The following is a 22293-nucleotide window of genomic DNA, read 5'->3' on the forward strand; positions in this document are numbered from 1 at the left end:
TTTTTATTGAGTACTCATTAACTTTTTTTGCCTTAATTTCCGATTTTTAGATAAAAACGGAAGCTCTATAAAATACCAAGAAAAAACGGAAAGTATTATTATCAATATTAGTGTAGCTAAGCTGATTAGGTAAGAATTGTATTTGTTATAGAGATCATAATGAATAAATAACTGAATTATAGGAAAGTGATATATATATATTCCATAAGTAAAATCTCCGTATTTCCCAAAGTTATTAAAAAACTTAAAATCATATGCTAAATAAAAAATGATTATACCCAAAGTAATAGGTTTTAATATTTGGGTATTAAACATATATTTTTCTAAAAAAAATAGAATCAAACAAGGCAATATAAAGAGGTTTTTTTCTCGATAGAAAAAATTGTAATTATGATGTAAAATAATTCCGGTTAAAAAAAATGCTAAAGCTCCAGGAAATTGTTTAGCTATATTATACATATCGATGTAACAGAAATAATTATAATAAGAAATAGAAACAATATAGCAAGCAGCAGATAGTAAATAAAAATTAATTTTAACGTTACGTATAAGCCAAAAGAAAATAGGCAATGTAAAATAAAACATTTCCTCTATTTTAATTGTCCATAAAGAACCATTTATAGCACAATGTAAATGGTTAGTAAAAACTCCTGGTAAACAAGGCTCTAAATAATTTTGAAAAATTAAATTAGCACCTAAGTATTTCCAAAACTGGAGAGTTGTAAAATATTCAAAAATAGAAATACTAGAAATGAAACTGAATAAAATAGCGCATGTAAAGATTATAAAAATATAGGCAGGTAAAATACGTTTTAAACGTTTTTTTGTATAGTTATAAAACCCACTACTGGTTGTAAAGCTTTTAGAAATAAGAAAACCACTAATAATAAAAAAACCATTAATTGCTAAGTGAGTATCAAAAAACACATCAAACTTTTTTAATTCTTTTAATTCGCTTAGTGTTATTAGGTGAGAAAATGCAACTGTAAACGCAAATATAAATCTTAAAAAATCAAAGTTATTGATGTTAATTTTATTCATAAAATAATGATTATTAATTTAGTTTTTCAAACATGATTTTACATGTTTTTTTATAAATAACTAAACTACCAATTTTTATAAGGATTTTTACTTAGTTGAGAATTATAATACTTTACTTCTCCCGTAACTTCTTGTCCCAACCAATCAGGTTTTTCAAAAGATTCGTTTTCTGATGATAATTCAACTTCGGCTATAATCAATCCTTGGTTGTCACCATCAAAAACATCTACCTCAAAAGTATGTTGATTTGCTTTGACTAAATATCTCGTTTTACGAATCGCTCCAGGTTCACAAATGGTTAATAATTGATTGGCTTCGTCTATTGAAATTTCTTTTTCCCACTCAAAACGTGTCGTTCCGCTTTGGTTAGAAGCTCCTTTAATGGTTAAAAATCCTTGATTATTTTTAACTCTAACTCTTACCGCTCTGTCTTTGTTAGAATTTAAGTAACCTTGCTCAATTCTATTGTTATCAAAACTAGATTTTATAAAGTCTAAGTTTTTGACTAAAAATTTGCGTTCGATTTCAATAGAATTCATAAAAAATATTTAGGTTTATGTTATGAACAAAATTAGCGAAAAAAACAATTACTATTTTAGCCACACAAATAAGAGCAATGACTTTTATAAAACTTTTTTATGAGTCTCTATTTTTAATTTTTCTGAGACCGAAAAGGTGATCTTAACTTTTTTTTAAATTATACTTATCATTCCAATAATATATAGTTAATAAATACTTTCCTCTTTTAAATGGTTCTCAAAAAAATAAACAATAAAATATGGTTTCAGTTATGTGTTAATATATGTATAGGTGTTTTTATAAGCTTATCATCATATGTACATGTGCCATTACCATCTATTAAAGAATATTTTATTTATGCTGTACATTTTATTTTGTTACAAATAACACTTTATGGGTTTACATATTTTCTAACCCTAAATAAATGGTTGTTCAAAATAGGTTTTAATCTTCTGTTTATCATTTTTTCTTTGATGTCTTTTTGGGTTTATACTATGGATATAACCATATCTGTTGATTTAATTCAATTGTCTTTTGAATCTAAACCAGACATTTTTTTAGATTTAATATCTGTTCCATTTATTATATTTCTGATATTTCTTTTATTGGTGACGTTTAGCATAAATATTTTTTATTCGAAACTAAATTTGACTTTTAAGAAAAGATATAAAGGTTTGGCATTAGCAGGATTATCAATTCTTTTATTTTTTATTATGGAACAAAAAAAACATGGGGTCTTTAAAAGGAGAATGCCTTATATAGCTATATGTGAAGGAACCAAGTATTTTAATAAAGAACCGCTACAGTATGCTAGCATTCAACAAAATTTAAAGACAAATAATAAGGTAAATATTGTTTTTGTTTTGGGAGAATCTGTAAGAGCAAAAAACATGCAGTTAAATGGTTATCAAAGAGAAACAAATCCTTTACTTTCTAAAAGAACAGACGTCTCTTCCATAAAAAACTTATACACTCCAAATACATATACTGCCAAAAGTGTTCCGCAAATTTTAACAAGTCAAAGCATAAATGATTCCTTTAATAAGGATATATATTCAATATACGCTGTTTTAAATAAAGCCAATTATAATACCATTTGGATGGGTAATCAAACACCAGAAATAAGTTATAGAGATTTAATCCAACAGAATAAGGAAATTAAACTTATTGATGTTGAACATTCTGTACTTAGTTATAATAAAAAACTTGATGGAGAGTTGTTAAATATATTTAAAAATAGATACAAAAAAGATCAAACAAATTTTTATACCATTCATATGATTGGTAGTCATTGGTGGTATGAAAGTAGATATCCAAAAGAGTTTCAAAAATTTAAACCTATTATAAAAACAAAGTATTTGCCATCAAATACCAAAGTAGAAATGATCAACTCTTATGATAATACAATTGTGTATTTAGATTATTTTTTAAATAATATAATTTCTTTTCTAGAAAAAAAAGATGACAATACCATTTTAATTTATTTATCAGATCATGGAGAAATTTTAGGAGAGGATGGCAAATGGTTACATGCACAAGATCATGAGGCTAGTAAAAACCCAGCTTGTTTAATATGGTATTCAAAAACTTTTAAAGAAAAATATAAAGATAAAATCAATAATTTAAAAATGAATATAAAGGGTGAAGTAACTACAGACTTTTTATACCATAGTGTTTTGGATATTATAGATGTTCAATCTTTTAAATACAACACAAATAAAAGTATATTTGGTGTAAATCCGTAGTTTTTTAATTACTGCTATATACTACCATATAAAGAAATCATGAAATATATTTATCTATTCTTATTCTTGTCTTTTCAATTAGTCATGAGTCAAAAAGATTATTCTAATCAATGGCAAGATTTATATTCATATAACAATGTAAAAGATTTTACAATAGTAGGAAATAAATTGTATGCAATATCAAATAATGCGATGTTTATCTATGATATTGAAACGAATGAAACTCAAAAATTTTCATCAGTAAATGGTTTGTCAGGAACCACTACTTCAAGTGTTTCATTTGATGAACTTTCTGAAAGCATCATTATAGGTTATGAAAATGGGTTAATTGAAATAGTTTCTCAAGATAGTAGGGTAACCCCAGTAACAGGAATAAGAGATAATCTTATTTTGGTTGATAAAATAGTTCATGGAGTGTACAGCAATCAAAATCAATCTTATGTTTATGGTGATTTTGGAATTGTTGAGTTAAATGTTGATGCTTTTGAATTTGGAGATACGTATAAACTTAGTAATTCCAGTAGTTCTAATATTGTTAACCAAATTGTAATTGAGAATAATGAGCTTTATGCGGCAACAAATAATGGATTATATAAAATTGATTTATCTTTAAATCCAGTAGATTTTAACAATTGGACTTTAATTACCTCAGGGAACATTACTAATTTATTAAATTTAAACAGTAAGGTGTTTTTTACAAAAGGTAATAGTATTTTTGAAATAACCAATCCCTCAACTACTATTATTACCGAATCTAAGAATATTTTAGATTTAAGTGTTAATGAAACTACAAACGAGTTGGTTGTTACCATGTCCAACATGGTAACTTTATATGAAATATTAACTTTTGCAAAAACCGACCAAGTTGATTTTTCTTCGGCATCAGATTATAGTTTTACCTCTACAAGAGCAATTGTAAACAATAATCAAGTATATGTAAACACAACTAATTTTGGGGTTTTAAAAACACTTTTATCTGATAAAGTAAACTATGCAGAATTACACCCAGATGGACCTTCGGCAAATGATATTTTTAGTATTACTGTAAGCGATAACCAAAAATGGGTAGTTTATGGAGGCCATAATCCATCATATAATGGATTGAATAGATTTAGGGGTGTAGATTATTTTATTGATGGAAAATGGAATTATTTAAGGAATAATCAAATTGGTAGCAAAAAAGATTATGTCAAAGCAATCGTAGATCCTTTTGATGATTCTAAAGTTTTAATAGCTAGTATTATTGATGGGGTTACAGAATTAAATGATTTTAATTTTGTAAAAAGATGGGAAAGAGCAAATACCAACGATGTATTACCAGGTCATTTAACTACTGGACAAGCTTTAGTTGGAAATATGATTGTTGATAAAAATAATCTTATATGGACAGCAAACTCAAGGGCTAAGGATAATCAGTTTTTTTCGAGTTATAATGGAGAAAAAAATGGAGTAGATAGATGGGAGTCAAAAATCACCTTTGCAGAAATTCCAGGTAGTGAAGGTTATGTTAGAGGTTTTAATAAAATGTATGTAGATCAAAATAATAATGTGTTTGCTGCCTCAGCAAGAACAGGATTGCTTGTTTTTAATGCCAATCCAATCGAAGATGAAAGCAAAAGAAAAACAACGGTATTAAATGACTTACCTAACAATGGTGAATTAAATTCAAACTATGTATTCTCTGTTGTTGCCGATGAAAATGAAAGAATATGGATTGGTACGGGGTTAGGATTAGTTGTTTTTGATGATTATAAAAACTTATATAATGATGTTAAGAGACCGGCTTATACTTTAATTATTGAAGAAGATGGTGCCGCTAGAGAATTTTTAGCAAATACTCAAGTAAATGATATTATTATAGATTTATCAGGAAACAAATGGTTTGCAACTCAAGGAGCTGGAGTTATTCAAACGTCTTCTGATGGACAAAAAACATACAATATTTTTAACTCTTCAAACTCTCCTTTACCAGATGATACAGTAATTGATTTGGAGTTAGATGAAACTACGGGACAAATTTATATGGTAACTGAAAAAGGTACACTTGCTTATGATAGTAAAAATGAGCCTTTTGGAACTAAGATTACTTCTGTTGTTGCCTATCCTAATCCGGCTATTAGAAATCAGACAGGGCATGAAAAAATTACCATTGTAGCTAAAGACGGTAGTGGAATACCTGATGGAACCAATGTAAAAATAATGGATGTATCAGGTAGGTTGGTTTACGAGACGAATGTTAATCAATCAAGTCAATCTTTTGGAGGTAAAGTAGTTTGGGATAAAACAAATTTAAGAGGGAATCCTGTTGTTTCTGGAGTCTATATTGTTTTATTGTCTAGCCCAGATGGATCTGAAACCACAACTGCTAAAATAGCCATTGTAAATTAATGCAAGTTAATACCAAAGCAATTGTCATTAGCGCTGTTAAATATGGCGACAGCAGTCTTATTGTAAAATGTTATACCCAACAGGATGGACTAAAATCTTATTTGTTACAGGGGATTTTAAAAAGAAAAAAAGGAAAAGTAAATAAGTCCTTGTTTTTCCCTTTATCCGTTCTTCAAATCAATGCTTCTCACAACAACAAAGGAAGTTTAAATAGTATTTCAGAAGCTAGCGTATTACATCCTTTTTTAACCCTTCATGTAGATTTAATTAAACAATCTATTGTCTTTTTTTTATCAGAATTTTTAAGTGCTGTTTTAGGGGAAGAAGAAGGAGAAAACGAGGTTTTATTCGATTTTTTGGAGAACACTATTGTTTGGTTAGATCATCATGATCATGTAGCAAATTTCCATTTAGTATTTTTAATTCAACTAACAAAATGTTTGGGTTTTTATCCAGATACTGCTCATCAAGAAAAAGGATATTTTTTTGATTTAAGTGGAGGTAAATATGTAACCAGAAATGGAGCTAATGTAATACAAGGAGAAGTGCTAACGCTATTTAACAATGCATTAAGTTTAAAATTTGATGATTTAGAAACAAAAATGTTTAGTAAAAATCAGAGAGGGATAATTTTAGATGTTTTACTAAAGTATTATCAACTACATTTATCTTCTTTCAGAAGACCAAAATCATTAGATATTCTGTCTAAAATTTTAGAAGAATAGATATTCATTTTAAAAGTAAGTTTTTAAACACTTGTTTGCTTATTTTTGCACCCTATGAAATTCACTTTAGGTAAAAATCAAAAATTAAAAAGTAGAAAGGCAATTGCTCAATTGTTTATAGAGGGGATGTCTGCGAAAAGTTTTCCTATCAAAATGATTTATTTACCAGTTGATAAAGAAGAAAATCTAGAGACCAAAGTTGCTTTTTCTGTTCCTAAAAGAAATTTTAAACCTGCCGTTGATAGAAATAGAATCAAAAGGCTGTTACGAGAAGCTTATAGATTGCATCAATATGAATTTTTTGAAGGGAATCATAAAACTTACAATATCATGTTTATTTACATGAGTAATAAAATGCCTGATTATGTTGAGGTTGAATCTACGTTAAAAAAAGTCTTCTTAAAGTTTAAATCTTCACTTCCTACTTCAGAATCTTAATCAGAATTCTTATCTTCCATACTTATGGAACATCAAGAAAGAGTATTGGCTCAAAAGTCTAAAAGAGCAATAGAAACAATGTACATTACCATGTTGCATTTGTTTAACAGAGGACATTACAAACCTATGGGAGTGTCTGGACAATCATTAAGAAAAGCTTTATTAGAACTGCAACCAGAAATTTACGGATCTATATCTGATTCTAAAAAGTTTGAATTGCAAGGTTTGTTATATGTTTTAGATCGTTTACCAGAAGGAATTGAAAGCTGTAGATTTATTAATTTAACGGCTACCGAAGGTTTAGACGAAGGTCATTTTGCTAAAATAGTCCCTCCAAAAAGAAGACGAAATTGTTACAGAATTGATGGAGAACAAATGAATATTGAAATCACACGTGGGAGATCTGATATTTATGATGTTTTAACTCATTTAACATTTATGTATTTAGAATCACATAAGTTGTTGAATAGAATGTTTGTGGGGTATAAAAATGAAATTTCTCACGAATGGGAAAAACTACAAGAATTAGTGCTTTCTAATGATGAAATTATTCAAGAAGATAGAGAAGTCCTTTTTGTTTATTTATCTAATCTTTTAGGAAGAAGTTTTGATGAGGTTAAAAGTGTCTACAAACAGTTATCAACCAAAAAAAATCCTGATAGATTTTTCCATATCATTTACGGTTTAGGAACGCTAGCAGCAAAAGAAAAAATAGACAATCAATTCCGGTTGATTCGTTTTAGTGATAGTCTCATCGATCAAGTAGGGAAGCATGTTTATGGAAATATTTGGGCAAGAAATATAAAAACAGTTTTGTTTAACAAAGGAATGTTAAACAGGCCTATTCATATTATTAGTTCTAATATGCATTCTGTTTTAAATGTTTTGTATGCTAAAAAAGCACTTCAGTTTAAAAGTGAAGATGTTTTTACTTTATATAAAGAACTAAGCGAAATAAAAAGCAAAGAAAAGAGAGAAAAAGTATTACAATATGCATTAAAAAATGGATTAACAGAGGTTGATGACACTTCTGGAGCCAATATAGATGTTCAAATTATAGATACTTCATTCATTAATCAAGAACCAAAAGACAAAGAACCTGTAATTATAGTGATGGATTATGCTTTTGGAGAACAAGCTTATGAAACCATGGATGAATTGCTAAAACCCTATAATCATGGACTAGAAGATGCCATTAAGCTAGATGTAGAATCCGTTTCCATTATGGGAAAAGCTGGAATTTTATTTGGAGATAAAGGAGATGTGATGATTCCAACAGCCCATATTTTAGAAGGAACAGCCGATAACTATTTTTTTATCAATGAATTGGATGAAAATCAATTCAAAAAATTAAATTTGAACACTTTTACGGGGAACATGGTTACGGTGTTGGGGACATCGTTACAAAACAAGTCTATTCTTAACTATTTTAAAAGTACTAGTTGGAATACAGTTGGGTTAGAAATGGAAGGGGCTCATTATCAAAAAGCCATTCAAATCGCCTCCCAAGTAAGAAATCATATTTCTAAAAAAGTAAAAGTAAGGTATGCTTACTATGCATCAGACAATCCTTTACATTCAGGAAGTACATTAGCTTCAGGAGGACTAGGAATGAAAGGTGTTAAACCAACATATGCCATTACCGAAGCTATTTTGGGACAAATTTTTAATAACTAACTCATTTCATGTTTAAACGAATATTCGATATTCTATTTTCTTTTATAGTGGTAATAACAGTTTTAATTTGGTTAATTCCTGTATTTGCCATATTAATTTTTATCACCACAGGTGAAAAACCTTTCTTTTTTCAAAAAAGGGTTGGGCAGCACGGAAGAGAGTTTAATATTTTTAAATTGAGAACCATGAAAGGATTCCCTCCTGTAAACGATCCTTTGTTATCAGAAGAAGAAACGGTTAGAATTACTAAAATGGGAAAAATACTTCGTAAATATAGAATTGATGAATTTCCACAGTTCATTAATGTATTAATAGGGGATATGAGTATTGTGGGACCCAGACCTGAAAGACAGCAATTTTTAGATAATATTATTCGTGAAATCCCTAATTATGCAGAGTTACAGTGTTTAAAACCAGGAATTACATCTTTGGGGCAAATTCGTTTTGGTTATGCCGATACATTTGCACAAATGAAAATTAGAGCTAGGTACGATTTAGTTTATTTAGATAACCTATCTTTGTGGACTGATATTAAAATCATCTTATATACCATTGTAGTGGTTATTAAAGGAAAAGGTAAATAAATTATGAATATTCTTATTTTAGGTTCTGGAGGTAGAGAACATGCATTTGCAAAAAAATTAGTAGAAAGTAAAAAATTGTCTAAGTTGTTTATAGCCCCAGGAAATGCTGGTACTGCTAAAATATCAAACAATATTGCAATAGATCCAACAGATTTTCCTGCGGTAAAAAAAGTGGTTTTAGAAAACAACATCAACATGGTGGTTGTTGGACCAGAAGCTCCTTTGGTTGCGGGTGTTCATGATTATTTCTTGGCCGATGATGAATTAAAAAACATTCCGGTAATTGGACCTAAAAAGGATGGTGCTGAGTTAGAAGGTTCTAAAGAATTTTCAAAAAAATTCATGTTTAAACATGGAGTTCCTACAGCTAAATACGAAGCGTTTACAAAAGATACAGTTGCAGAGGGGCAAGCATTTTTAGAAACGTTAAAACCACCATTTGTATTAAAAGCAGATGGATTGGCTGCGGGTAAAGGAGTGTTAATTATTGATAATTTACAAGAAGCTAAGGATGAATTGGCGGATATGCTAACCAACGAAAAATTTGGTGCAGCTTCTTCTAAAGTCGTGATTGAAGAATATTTAGATGGAATTGAATTGTCTGTTTTTGTTTTAACAGATGGAAAAGGATACAAAGTATTGCCATCTGCCAAAGATTATAAAAGAATTGGAGAAGGAGATACTGGTTTAAACACTGGTGGTATGGGAGCAATTTCTCCAGTACCATTTGCCGATGAAGCCTTTATTAAAAAAGTAGAAGATAGAGTAGTGAAACCAACCGTTGAAGGTTTACAAAAAGATGGTATTGATTACCGTGGATTTATCTTTATAGGATTGATGAATATTGGAGGTGATCCTTACGTTATAGAGTATAATGTACGTATGGGAGATCCTGAAACAGAAGCAGTTTTACCACGTATTACTTCTGATTTATTAGATTTATTTGAAGGTGTGGCTACACAGACTTTAGCATCAAAATCTTATGAAGTAGATCCTAGAACAGCGACTACTGTTGTAGTTGTTGCAGGTGGATATCCTGAAGCTTATGGAAAAGGAGACATTATCACAGGAACAGAAAACGAAGAAGAATCTATTGTTTATCATGCAGGGACTACTGTAAAAGACGGAAACATTGTTACAAACGGAGGTCGTGTATTGGCTGTTACTTCATTTGGAGAGGATATTCCTTCTGCTTTGGCAAAATCGTATAGAACGATTGATAAAATTTCTTTTGATAAAATGAATTATAGAAAAGACATTGGATTTGATTTGGTATAATTTCTAATCATAAACATATTAAAAATCGCTTTGTTTACTAGTAAACAAAGCGATTTTTGATTATTAAAGGTACTCTCCCGAGAGTTCTGGACACTAGAACACCTTTACTATTTAGGTCATCGAGCGGAGTCGAGATGCAATATTTTTAACTATCACATTTAATTAGCATAGTACTTTTATTACTTTTAAGTATGTCAAAAAAAATAGTTTCTAAAAAAATAATAGTTGCTCCATTAAACTGGGGTTGGGGTCATGTTTCGCGTTGTATTCCAATAATAAAAGAAATTATCGTTTTGGGCTATATTCCTATTATTGCAAGTGATGGTGATGCTTTGTTATTTTTAAGAAAAGAATTTCCAGATCTAGAAACTTTAGAATTAACAACTTACGGAATTCAATACCATCAATATTTTGTTGGTTCTATGTTTTTAAATATTCCAAAAATTGTCAATGGAATTATGAAGGAACAAGCCGTTATCAAAAAATATATCAATGATCATAAAAAGGAAATTGTTGGAATCATTTCCGATAATAGGTTAGGAGTCTATCATTCAGAAATACCATCTGTTTATATTACTCATCAACTAAATATTAAAGCAGGAATTTTATCAAAAAGCATTGATAAAATTCATCATTATTTTATCAAAAAACACAAAGAATGTTGGGTTCCTGATGAAGAAAATAATTTGTATTCAGGAGATTTATCTAAAAACATCTCAAATTTAAATATTCAATACATTGGGGTTTTGTCTAGATTCAAAAAACAAGAAATTCCAATCAAATACAATTTATTAGTGTTGTTATCTGGAATAGAAGGACAAAGAAATGCTTTGGAAGATTTAATGTGTAAGGAATTAAGATATTTTAAAGGTAAAGTATTGTTGGTAAGAGGAACTTTAAAAGTCTCTACAAAAGTTTTTTCATCCAATGTTGAGGTAATAGATTATTTATTATCCGATGACTTAGAAAAAGTGATAAATGAATCTGAATTAGTAATCTCAAGATCTGGTTACAGTACCATTATGGATTTAATTACTTTAGAAAAGTCAGCTTTTTATATTCCTACACCGGGGCAAACAGAACAAGAGTATTTGGCGAAATATTTAAATAGTCAAAGTAAGGCTCGTTTTAGCACTCAAAAAGAGTTTAATATTGATATGTTAAACAAAAAAAATGTTGAGGTATCTTTTAAAAAGACGTCTCAACATTGTATTTCTAAGTATTTAATAAAAGCATTTAAGCTTTCTCCAGTGTAAAGTAAAAAGTAGAGCCTACACCAATACTACTACTTACATCAATGGTTTGCTCATGAGCTTCTATAATGTGTTTTACAATAGACAATCCTAAACCAGAACCTCCTTGATCTCTGGATCTACTTTTATCTACTCTGTAAAAACGTTCAAACAATCTTGGTACATCCGCTTCAGCAATTCCTTCACCGTTATCAGTCACCTTAATTACTACTTTTTCTTCGTCTTCATAATCTACCGATACAATGGTGGTTCCACCAACTTTTCCGTATTTAATGGAGTTCATTACAAGGTTGATTAAAACTTGCTCAATTTTACTTTGATCGGCTAGTACAAACTCCGGAATGTCATAAAACTTATCTAACGTAAGTTTTATACTTCTTTTTTTTGCTTGCATTTCTAGCAAATCAAAAACTTTTTGAATGACTTTTATAATGTTAAAAGTATCTATTTTAAGTTTTAAATCATTGGTTTCTAGTTTGGTAATTAAATCTAAGTCTCCAACAATTTCGCTCAGTCTTTCAATAGCAAGATTGGCTCTTTTTAAATATTTTTCTCTAATTTCTTTGTTTTCAGCAGCTCCTTCAATTAAAGTTAATAAGTAACCTTGTACTGTAAACAAAGGTGTTTTTAACTCGTGAGCAACATTTCCTAAAAAATCACGTCTGTAATTTTCACGGTAATTTAGCTTTGTGATTTCCCTTTTCTTTTTATAGGAATACTTCAGAATGTCTCTGGCTAAAAAGTCAAACTCATCAGCATTTACATTAATTCTAGAAATTCTTCTCTTTTTTAAAGTATTTACTTGATTGTAAATTTTATCAATTCTATAATTAATGTAATTATTAATTCCGCTATTTAAAATAATAGTTAGAAGCACAAATAATACTCCAGACAAAATTAAAAGTGCATTTACATTTATCTCTTCTAATGTGTTGAACATAAAAAAGACTATGGCAGCATTGATACAAGCAACAAGTATAAAAGAGAGGAGAATTGAAAAAAGTAAGAAGTTTTTAATTTTCATGTAAAATGAACTTATATCCTACTCCTTTAACGGTTTTAAAGTAATCATCCCCTATTTTTTCACGAAGTTTTCTAATGTGTACATCAATAGTTCTATCTCCAACAACTACATCACTACCCCAAACTTTTTTCATGATAGATTCTCGGTTAAATACCTTACCTGGTTTTGAAGTTAATAAAGAAAAAAGTTCGAATTCTTTTCTGGGTAACACAATTTTATCACCATCTTTAATAATTAAGTATTCATCACGATCTATAGTAATTCCACCTAATTCGGTATTGTTGTTACCTCCTTCTTCTTTAATTCTTCTTAATAAAGATTTAATCTTACTGATTAACAATTTTGGCTTAATTGGCTTTGTAATGTAGTCGTCAGCACCGGCATCAAACCCTGCAACTTGACTATAATCTTCGCCTCTAGCAGTAAAAAAAGAGATAATTACATCACCCATATCTGGAAGTTCTCTAATTTTTTCACAAGCTTCAACACCATCCATTTCAGGCATCATTACATCTAATAGAATTAAATGAGGTTGTACTTTTTTTGCCTGACTTACAGCCTCTAAGCCGTTCTCTGCAGTATAAATATCATACCCTTCTTTTTTAAGATTGTAACCAACAATTTCTAAGATATCTGGTTCATCGTCTACTAAAAGTATTTTAATCTGATTTGTTTCCATTATATGTGTTATTAATCGTAGCAAAATTAATCTTTTACAAGATACAAAAGAGTTTGTTAACAATCATTTAACAGTAAGCTGAACTTAACGTAATCATGGGTGCTTGTTAACAATATTTTAACATAAAGGTAATGATATGTTGCCCTCTTTAAGGTATTATTTATAGACTTTTGCACCGCTTTAACAAATATAGCATTGATAATGAGAAATTTATTAGTTACATTTTTTACTTTGATGAGTGTAGTTACGTTTGCACAGTCAAAAGGAACCATTTCAGGAAAAATACAAGATAAGGACATGGGCTTAGAACCTTTGCCGTTTGTAAGTATTTATGATAGTAAAGATAATACGGTAGGAACTACCTCTGATTTTGATGGAAATTACATTATAAAATTAAGTCCAGGAGTACACACGCTTGTTTTTGAGTTTGTAGGATACGAAACTGTTAAAAAACAAGTAACAGTAAAAGCTAATGCAACGCAAAATATTACAATTGTAATGTCTTCTGTAGCTGATGCTTTAGATGCTGTAGTATTAACCGCTGTTATAAATAAAGAAAGTGAAGAGGCATTGGTTGAAGTGCAAAAAGAAGCTGTAGAAATTGTTACTGCAATTGGAGCGGAAGAACTTTCTAACAAAGGAGTAAGTGATGCCGAGGGTGCTGTTGTAAAAACAGCTGGTGTTACAAAACAACAAGGAGTTAAAAATGTTTTTGTACGTGGGTTAGGAGATAGATATAATTCAACGACATATAACGGATTGCCTTTGCCTTCTGATGATCCTGAATATAAAAATATATCTTTAGATTATTTTTCAACGGATGTAATTCAGAATGTAGGGATAAATAAAGCCTTTACATCAAATATTTTTGGAGATGTTGGTGGAGCAAATATTGATATATCTTCTAAGATTTTATCGGGAAATAAAGATTTATCTGTTGGTTTTTCTGTTGGAGGGAATAGCCAAACAATAACAAAATCTGATTTCTTAACAATAGATGGTACAAACACTATAGGTATTCAAGAAAATAGCTTTAAAATTACTGATTTAGGAGTTTATAATTTTAAAAATAATATTGATCCAAACAGTCAAAACTTTCAATTAAATAAATCAATTTCTGTTGCAGGAGGAAAAAAATATAAATTAGATAATGGAGATAAATTTAGTTTTTTTGCCGTAGCATCTCTGTCATCTGATTATAGGTATCAAGAAGGAGTTATTAGAAATTCAACAACTGATGGGAGAGTTAATCAAGATCAAGAAGTAGATAAGTATAATAGAAATGCTTCTCAATTATTAATGGCTAGTTTAAAATATGATTTTAACTCTTCAAACAATTTAAAATATAATACTTTATTAATTCATGCTAATAGTCAGGCGGTTTCTGATGCTTATGGTAAAAATGCTCCTGAAGATCCTGCTGATTTAGAATTTTTAAGAAGACAACAAGTAAACGACAATATGTTGTTGGTAAATCAATTGTTGGGAGATTTTTACATTTCTGATAAAAGTGATTTAAAATTAGGACTAGCATATAATTATGTTTCAGGAAATGAACCGGATAGACGTTCTAATAGATACTTAATAAGAGGAGGTCAAACAAGTCCTAACCCTAGTAGCGCAGGATATCATAGTAGGTTTTATACCAATTTAAAAGAAAATGATATTGCTTTCACTTCTAATATTGATTTTAAGTTTTTAGATAAAGAAAAAGATGGTCTAAAAAGCAAATTAGATTTAGGGTTTGATGCAAGATACACTGTAAGAAATTTTGAAGCTGTTGATTTTCAGCACAATGTACAAGGTTTGTATTCAGTAGATATAAATAATGCTGATGATTTTTTTAATCAACAAAATCTAGATAACGGAAGTTTTGGGTTTCAAACAGGAAGAGGTAGATTAGATCCTTTTAAACCTTTTACCTATGATGGGAAGCGATTTGTGTTTGGACAGTTTGCAAAATATTTAATTAAAATATCAGAAAACTTTACAATTAATCCCGGATTAAGAGGAGAGTTGGTTGATTTATCTGTAGAGTATAATACAAATATTGCAAATAGTGATAATACAGGTGTTCCCACAATAAGTAAATACTACGTATTACCTTCTTTAATTACAAAGTTTAGCGCTACTGAAGATTTAATATTTAGGGCGGTAGCAAGTAAAACATATACATTACCTCAGTTTAAAGAAATAGCACCGTTTAAGTATCAAGATATCAGCTTTGCAAGTCAAGGTAATCCAGATTTATTACCATCCGATAATTATAATGTGGATTTAAAAGGAGAGTATTATTTTGGAGATGCTGAATTTGTTTCTTTAACAGGGTTTTATAAAATGATTAAAAATCCAATCTCTCGAGTTGATTTAATTGGTGCGGCAGGTACTTTAAGTTATACAAATTTAGGTGATGAAGCTATTTTGTTTGGTGCTGAATTTGAATTTAAAAAGAAATTATATTCATTTTTAGGTAAAGATGATTTTGAAAATAAGTTAAGTTTTGGTTTAAATGCTTCTTACTTATATTCTGAGGTAAATTTAGATACAAATTCAAATTCAAATTTTACAAATAGTACTACCGAATTAGAAGGTGCTACACCAGTATTAGTAAATACAGATTTAACTTTAAATAGTAGTTTATTTGGAGGAGAGATAACTTCTGCCGTTGTGTTTAATTATTTCAGTGATAGAGTTTATTCTATAGGAACACAGGGATATAATAATATTGTAGAAAAATCTATTACAGGTTTAGATTTTGTTTCTTCATACAAATTAGGTAATTATTCTGTAAAATTAAAAGTAAAGAATATTTTAAACCCACCTGTACAGTTAGTTAGATTAGGTAGAGATGGCGCTATAAATCCTAATGATGTTGTTGTTTCTGATTTTAAAAGAGGTTTAGATGCTAGTATATCTATTGGATACTCATTTTAATTGAAAAAATTAATAAGAAGACATAGAAGCCACTGTATTTACAGTGGCTTCTATGTTTAACAATAAGTTTACAATAAGCAATAAATAGTTAACAAGAACTTAATAGGTTCTTAACCTAGTTTAACGCTATTCTGTCTTTACTTTGTGGCAATAAAATTTGAAACAAAAACAAAACAAAAATTTATTAAGATGAAAAAATTAATTTTATCAATGTTAGCTATTGCAGCTATCACTTTTACAAGTTGTACTTCTGATGATGATGACAATAATGGAGGTTCAAACAAAAATGGGCAATTAGCAGGAGCTATTACTTCTAATTTAACTTTAGATGCAAGTGTTGAATATACTTTAACTGGGGCTGTATTTGTTAAAGATGGGGTAACTTTAACAATACCAGCAGGGACGACTATTAAAGCTTTAGCAGGTGGTACAGACGTTTATTTATTAGTTGAAAAAGGAGGTAAGATTGTTGCTGATGGAGATGCTTCAAACCCAATTATTTTTACTTCTAATGCAACTAGTCCAGCAGCTGGAGACTGGGGAGGTTTAATCATTAACGGTAAAGCTCCTATTTCTAGACCTTCAGGTCAGTCTAGTAACTCTGCAACAGAGGTTAACTCTGGATTATTTTATGGAGGTGATGTAGAAAATGATAATTCAGGAATCTTAGATTATGTAATTTTAGAGTACACTGGTGCAAGAATCGATGGAGATGCTGAGCATAATGGTTTAACTTTAAATGGAGTTGGAAGTGGAACTACTTTATCAAATATTGCTATTTTATATGGTGATGATGATGCTATTGAGTTTTTTGGGGGTTCTGTAAATGCATCGAACATTTTAGCTGTAAACGCTAAAGATGATATGTTTGACTTTACTCAAGGATATACAGGAACTTGTACAAACTTATATGGAATTAGAGAAGCTGGTTTTACTGCTGTAACTTCTGATCCACGTGGTATTGAAGCTGATGGAAACTTAGATGGAAACTCTCCTTCAGATATTGCACAATCTGACTTTACTGTAAACGGATTAACTATTGAGCATAGTGGAGAAGTAGAAATGTCTGATGCTATTAAAGTAAGAAGAGGTGCTACTGCTACAATTACAAATGCAATTGTTAAATCTGGAAATGCACAAGCGGTATTTGGAGACATTGTAGATTTACAAGACTCTAAGAGTGATGCAACAGACGATACTATTATAACTGTAGTTATTGACCCAGCTAATGGAGTAGATGTTACTGATGTAAAAAATACTGTTTCTGCAGGAGCTACTATTACTGCAACTTCTGGAACTACTGGAGGAGCTGATTTTTCTGTATTCTCTTGGACAGGTTACACTAAGTAACCCTTACAGATAAAAAATATTTAAAACCCATCTCGAAAGAGATGGGTTTTTTTATTCCCGTTACTTTTTTAACTTTAGGAATAAAAGCTATGAATTTTAAAACCCAAAAAGAAAACATTCTCTTTTTAGATATTGAAACCGTTCCCTTGTATAAAGAATTTTCTGAGGTTCCGGATATTGAAAAAGAATTGTTTGCCAATAAAACTGCTTATAAAAGAGGTGAAGAAATAAGTGCAGAAGCGTTTTATAATAATGCTGGAATTTGGGCAGAGTTTGGTAAAATTGTCTGTATTTCTGTAGGGTATTTTGTCAATCAAGAATTAAGAATTACTTCTTTTGCTTCTAAAGATGAAAAAGAAATTTTAAGGGGCTTTAAAAATCTTTTAGAAACGCATTTTAACAAGCCACAACACGTTTTGTGTGGTCATAACGCTAAAGAGTTCGATTTTCCGTTTATTGCCCGTAGAATGATTGTACACGGGTTAGATTTACCAATTAAATTAAATTTATTCGGAAAAAAACCATGGGAAATTCCACATTTAGATACTTTGGAGTTGTGGAAGTTTGGTGATTATAAACATTACACGTCCTTAAAATTACTCACCCATTTATTGGGCGTTCCTAGTCCAAAAGGAGATATAGATGGTAGTCAAGTAGGAACTGTTTTTTATCAAGAAGATGACTTACCTAGAATTGTTCGTTATTGTGAACAAGATGTGTTGGCTTTGGCTAGGGTGTATTTGCGTTTTAACAATGAAGAAATTGTGAAAGATGAAAATGTGGTTTTTGTGGCTAAATAATTTATAGGAAAGCTTTTCTCGGAATAAGTTCTCTAATTTAAAAGTATCTCATCTAGTCTCCGCTCGATGACCTGTTTTGAGATCAAGGGTGTTCGAGCGAAGACGAGAACTTGTAAAACATAAAAAGTCTAAACTGGTATAGTTTAGACTTTTTATGTTTATTGGTTTCAGATTAGGGTTTAAAACCCTGCAATTTGATTGCAGTACTTTAGTGATATAAAAATGTTATATCCTTAGGTTTTTTATAAATGAGCTTCAGTCAATTTTAAATTTTATAATTCTGATATATAAGGGGGATTTTAATCCCTAGTGAAACAAACCTCTGTACTTCTAGTGCAGAGTGATTTAGTTGATGATGTAAAAAATGGTATTGTTTACGATTCTGTATTTTTTTCTAACAAAGCATTCCATCCTTGAGCAGTTAACGGCACAGATTGATTGGCTCCACGGGTAATTAAGTTCATTCCGCTAGCTTCATCAGTCATGTGACCAATCACTGTTAAATGTGGATTTCCTTTAATTTTATCAAAATCACTTTGAGCAATGGTAAATAACAATTCATAATCTTCACCACCACTTAAAGCAACGGTTGTACTGTTTAAATCAAACTCTTCACAAGTAGAAATTACTTGAGGATCTAAAGGAAGTTTGTCTTCATAAATATTACATCCTACTTTAGATTGTTGACAAAGGTGAATGGTTTCCGAGGACAATCCATCAGAAATATCAATCATTGATGTCGGAATCACCTCTAAATCATTTAAAATTCTAACAATATCTTTTCTAGCTTCTGGCTTTAATTGGCGTTCAATTAAATATGTGTAAGCATCTAAATCTGGTTGATTGTTAGGGTCTACTTCAAAAACTTGCTTTTCACGTTCTAACACCTGAAAACCTAAATAAGCCGCTCCTAAATCTCCAGTAACTACTAACAAATCATTTTCTTTGGCAGTATTACGGTATGTAATTTTTTCATCCTCAGCATGTCCAATAGCAGTTACGCTAATTAACAATCCCTTGGTTGATGAGGTAGTATCTCCTCCAATTAAATCTACATTATATTTTTCACAAGCCAATTGAATTCCGCTATACAATTCTTCTACAGTTTCTAAAGGAAATCTGTTAGACAAAGCAATAGATATGGTAATTTGACTCGCCTCGGCATTCATGGCATATACATCAGATAAATTTACCATCACTGCTTTGTATCCTAGATGCTTTAATGGCATGTACGATAAATTAAAGTGAACTCCTTCTACTAACAAGTCAGTAGTCACTAGGGTTTTTAAGCCTTTGGCATCTAAAACAGCACAGTCATCACCCACACCTTTAATGGTTGAGTCTTGTTGAATGGTAAAATATTGTGTTAAGTGAGAAATTAAACCAAATTCTCCTAGACTTGCAATGTCTGTTTTTTGAGGCGTTTTATCTTCTAACATATGCTTTTAATTGAAAGGTTTGTGTATTTAAACTACTAATAGTATATAAGAAATTACTAATAATTTGCAAAGATACATTTTACATTGAGGAAGTCTATTGTATAATAAATATTATTCATATCCCTTATGATAAAAATCAGTTTAAAAATGGTAAATTTGCAAACGTTTAGATTTAATCTATTTAAGTTATGATAAAAGTATCAGATATAGCTAAGAAAAAAGTAGTAGAATTAATGGCCGATGATGGTTATGATGCTGCTAATGATTTTGTTAGAGTAGGAGTTAAGAGTGGAGGATGTTCAGGATTATCGTACGATTTAAAGTTTGATAAAGAACAACAAGAAGGTGATAAAGTTTTTGAAGACAATGGCGTTAAAATTATTGTAGATAAAAAAAGTTTCCTTTATTTAGTTGGAACTACTTTAGAATATTCTGGCGGATTGAACGGAACTGGATTTGTTTTTAACAATCCAAACGCCAACAGAACTTGTGGTTGTGGAGAGAGTTTTAGTTTGTAAAGTTAAAAGTTCTTAAAGTATGGCAAAGTTTAATTCTTTTGAAGAGATAATTTCTTGGCAAAAAGCAAGATAATTAAATATTGAAATATATAAGACAACAAACAATAATCTGATTTCAAAAGATTACGAATTAAGAAATCAGATAAGAAGAGCAAGTATATCAATTTCTTCAAACATAGCAGAAGGTTTGAAAGACAAACAACAAAAGAATTCATTAGGTTTTTATATATAGCCAAAGCCTCTGCTGGAGAAGTAAGGTCACAGTTGTATTTAGCTAATGATTTAGAATATATTAATAGAGAAGAATTTGAGATTTTAAAAACAAAGGTAAACGAAGTGTCAAAGTTGATTAGTGGATTGTTAAAATATTTACATTCGACTTTATAAACTTTTTACTTTTAAACATTAAAACTAAAATGAAATACACAGAAGACGACTTAAGGGAAGAATTAAAAACTAAAGAGTATGAATATGGATTTTATACTTATTTAGATGCAGAAACTTTTCCTAAAGGACTGAATGAAGATGTAATTAGAGCAATTTCTTTAAAAAAGGAAGAGCCAGAATGGATGACGGAATGGCGTTTAGATGCTTTCCGCAAATGGGAAGCTATGGCGGAGCCTGAATGGGCAAATGTACGTTATGAAAAACCAGATTTTCAAAACATCAGTTATTATTCAGCACCTAAAAAAGCAGATCCTAATAAAAGCTTAGACGATGTAGATCCTGAGTTGTTAGAAATGTATAAAAAATTAGGGATTTCTGTTGATGAGCAAAAGAAATTACAAAACATTGCAGTAGATATTGTAGTAGATTCAGTTTCAGTTGCAACTACTTTTAAAAAGACCCTAAATGAAAAAGGAATTATATTTTGTCCAATATCTGAAGCTATTAAAGAGCATCCAGAATTGGTGAAAAAATACATGGGATCGGTAGTTCCTAAAACAGATAATTTTTATGCGGCACTAAATTCAGCAGTTTTTACTGATGGATCTTTTTGTTACATTCCAAAAGGAGTAACATGTCCAATGGAATTATCTACCTATTTCCGTATCAATGAAGGTGGAACAGGACAGTTTGAGCGTACTTTGGTAGTTGCCGATGAAGGTTCTTTTGTAAGTTATTTAGAGGGATGTACAGCACCTAGTAGAGATGAAAATCAGTTGCATGCAGCAGTTGTTGAATTGGTTGCCTTAGATGATGCTGAAATTAAATATTCTACTGTGCAAAACTGGTTCCCAGGTGATGCAAAAGGTAAAGGTGGAGTTTACAACTTTGTAACCAAAAGAGCGGTTTGTGAAAAGAATGCAAAAGTATCTTGGACACAGGTAGAAACAGGTTCTGCAGTTACTTGGAAATATCCATCTTGTATTTTAAAAGGAGATAATTCTACAGGGGAATTTTATTCTATAGCCGTAACTAATAATTATCAGCAAGCAGATACGGGTACAAAAATGATTCATTTAGGAAATAATACTAGAAGTACTATTATTTCTAAAGGGATTTCTGCCGGTCATTCTCACAACAGTTACCGTGGATTGGTAAAAGTAAATTCTAAAGCGGAAAATGCTCGAAACTTTTCACAATGTGATTCTTTATTAATGGGTGATTTATGTGGTGCACATACGTTCCCATACATAGAAGTTAAAAACAAATCAGCACAAATAGAACACGAGGCTACAACAAGTAAAATTGGAGAAGACCAATTGTTTTACTGTAACCAACGTGGTATAGATACTGAAAAAGCCATTGCATTAATTGTAAACGGATTTAGTAAAGATGTGTTGAACAAATTACCAATGGAGTTTGCTGTAGAAGCACAAAAACTATTAGAAATTAGTTTAGAAGGATCTGTAGGGTAAGCACTAAGAGTTAAGAATTAACAATTACGAATTAAACGG

18 protein-coding genes and 1 pseudogene are annotated in these 22293 nt (G+C 30.2%); 14 read left to right on the plus strand and 5 right to left on the minus strand.

Going from position 1 to position 22293, the window contains the following annotated elements; translation table 11 throughout:
* Window positions 1-3: 3 nt before the first annotated feature.
* Window positions 4-1041: an acyltransferase family protein gene (locus QVZ41_RS04090; RefSeq protein ID WP_302883273.1), complete on the minus strand. Its 1038-nt coding sequence runs from the start codon at window positions 1039-1041 to the stop codon at window positions 4-6.
* Window positions 1042-1106: 65 nt separating this feature from the next.
* Complete coding sequence (locus tag QVZ41_RS04095) at window positions 1107-1580, minus strand: CYTH domain-containing protein (RefSeq protein WP_302883274.1); 474 nt, start codon at window positions 1578-1580, stop codon at window positions 1107-1109.
* Between the two features lie 474 nt (window positions 1581-2054).
* Here QVZ41_RS04095 and QVZ41_RS04100 point away from each other — a divergent pair, with 474 nt between their 5' ends.
* The 8 genes from QVZ41_RS04100 (at window position 2055) to QVZ41_RS04135 (ending at window position 11651) form a co-directional block, all read left to right on the plus strand.
* A complete protein-coding gene (locus tag QVZ41_RS04100) occupies window positions 2055-3305 on the plus strand; it encodes a phosphoethanolamine transferase (RefSeq protein WP_302883275.1) in 1251 nt (416 codons plus the stop codon).
* Between the two features lie 39 nt (window positions 3306-3344).
* Window positions 3345-5693, plus strand: a complete 2349-nt coding sequence (gene porZ / locus QVZ41_RS04105; RefSeq protein WP_302883276.1) for a type IX secretion system anionic LPS delivery protein PorZ — start codon at window positions 3345-3347, stop codon at window positions 5691-5693.
* Window positions 5693-6418: a DNA repair protein RecO gene (recO, locus tag QVZ41_RS04110; RefSeq protein ID WP_302883277.1), complete on the plus strand. Its 726-nt coding sequence runs from the start codon at window positions 5693-5695 to the stop codon at window positions 6416-6418. Before porZ ends, recO begins: the two co-directional genes overlap by 1 nt.
* 54 nt (window positions 6419-6472) lie before the next feature.
* A complete protein-coding gene (gene rnpA, locus QVZ41_RS04115; protein ID WP_302883278.1) occupies window positions 6473-6856 on the plus strand; it encodes a ribonuclease P protein component in 384 nt (127 codons plus the stop codon).
* 24 nt (window positions 6857-6880) lie between these two features.
* Window positions 6881-8533: a DUF6909 family protein gene (locus QVZ41_RS04120; RefSeq protein ID WP_302883279.1), complete on the plus strand. Its 1653-nt coding sequence runs from the start codon at window positions 6881-6883 to the stop codon at window positions 8531-8533.
* 8 nt (window positions 8534-8541) lie between these two features.
* Window positions 8542-9117 (plus strand): sugar transferase, encoded by a 576-nt coding sequence (locus QVZ41_RS04125; protein ID WP_302883280.1) that lies wholly within the window; start codon window positions 8542-8544, stop codon window positions 9115-9117.
* A gap of 3 nt (window positions 9118-9120) precedes the next feature.
* Window positions 9121-10395: a phosphoribosylamine--glycine ligase gene (purD, locus tag QVZ41_RS04130; protein ID WP_302883281.1), complete on the plus strand. Its 1275-nt coding sequence runs from the start codon at window positions 9121-9123 to the stop codon at window positions 10393-10395.
* A gap of 191 nt (window positions 10396-10586) precedes the next feature.
* The gene (locus tag QVZ41_RS04135; RefSeq protein ID WP_302883282.1) at window positions 10587-11651 is read left to right on the plus strand and encodes a glycosyltransferase; all 1065 of its coding nucleotides are present in this window, start codon (window positions 10587-10589) and stop codon (window positions 11649-11651) included.
* On the opposite strand, the gene QVZ41_RS04140 is transcribed toward QVZ41_RS04135, so the two are convergent.
* Together QVZ41_RS04140 and QVZ41_RS04145 are read right to left on the minus strand one after the other, a co-directional pair.
* Window positions 11632-12672, minus strand: a complete 1041-nt coding sequence (locus QVZ41_RS04140) for a sensor histidine kinase (RefSeq protein ID WP_302883283.1) — start codon at window positions 12670-12672, stop codon at window positions 11632-11634. The two genes, QVZ41_RS04135 and QVZ41_RS04140, sit on opposite strands and share 20 nt — an antisense overlap.
* A complete protein-coding gene (locus QVZ41_RS04145; protein WP_302883284.1) occupies window positions 12662-13351 on the minus strand; it encodes a response regulator transcription factor in 690 nt (229 codons plus the stop codon). The genes QVZ41_RS04140 and QVZ41_RS04145 overlap by 11 nt, the downstream gene beginning before the upstream one ends.
* Window positions 13352-13552: 201 nt before the next feature.
* Here QVZ41_RS04145 and QVZ41_RS04150 point away from each other — a divergent pair, with 201 nt between their 5' ends.
* The 3 genes from QVZ41_RS04150 to QVZ41_RS04160 all read left to right on the plus strand — a co-directional run bounded on the left by QVZ41_RS04150 (window position 13553) and on the right by QVZ41_RS04160 (window position 18435).
* Window positions 13553-16285, plus strand: coding sequence for a TonB-dependent receptor (locus tag QVZ41_RS04150; RefSeq protein WP_302883285.1), 2733 nt, complete (start codon window positions 13553-13555; stop codon window positions 16283-16285).
* 189 nt (window positions 16286-16474) lie between these two features.
* On the plus strand, window positions 16475-17635 hold the full coding sequence (locus QVZ41_RS04155; RefSeq protein WP_302883286.1) for a hypothetical protein: 1161 nt from the start codon (window positions 16475-16477) through the stop codon (window positions 17633-17635).
* Window positions 17636-17724: 89 nt separating this feature from the next.
* Window positions 17725-18435 carry a 3'-5' exonuclease gene (locus QVZ41_RS04160; RefSeq protein ID WP_302883287.1) on the plus strand — a complete coding sequence of 237 codons (711 nt, stop codon included), beginning with the start codon at window positions 17725-17727 and terminating at the stop codon, window positions 18433-18435.
* A 374-nt stretch (window positions 18436-18809) separates the two neighbouring features.
* On the opposite strand, the gene thiL is transcribed toward QVZ41_RS04160, so the two are convergent.
* Complete coding sequence (thiL, locus tag QVZ41_RS04165; RefSeq protein ID WP_302883288.1) at window positions 18810-19874, minus strand: thiamine-phosphate kinase; 1065 nt, start codon at window positions 19872-19874, stop codon at window positions 18810-18812.
* Window positions 19875-20062: 188 nt separating this feature from the next.
* On the opposite strand from thiL, the gene QVZ41_RS04170 reads away from it, so the two are divergent.
* From QVZ41_RS04170 to sufB, 3 genes and pseudogenes are all read left to right on the plus strand, one after another.
* Window positions 20063-20392, plus strand: a complete 330-nt coding sequence (locus tag QVZ41_RS04170; RefSeq protein ID WP_302883289.1) for a HesB/IscA family protein — start codon at window positions 20063-20065, stop codon at window positions 20390-20392.
* An 85-nt stretch (window positions 20393-20477) separates the two neighbouring features.
* Window positions 20478-20779 (plus strand): annotated as a pseudogene (locus QVZ41_RS04175) (four helix bundle protein).
* Window positions 20780-20808: 29 nt separating this feature from the next.
* Entirely contained in the window at window positions 20809-22254 is a 1446-nt protein-coding gene (gene sufB / locus QVZ41_RS04180; protein ID WP_302883290.1) for a Fe-S cluster assembly protein SufB, read from the plus strand.
* Window positions 22255-22293 lie beyond the last annotated feature (39 nt).

Origin of the sequence: Wenyingzhuangia gilva (assembly GCF_030519655.1) — a bacterium.
Taxonomy (GTDB): domain Bacteria; phylum Bacteroidota; class Bacteroidia; order Flavobacteriales; family Flavobacteriaceae; genus Wenyingzhuangia; species Wenyingzhuangia gilva.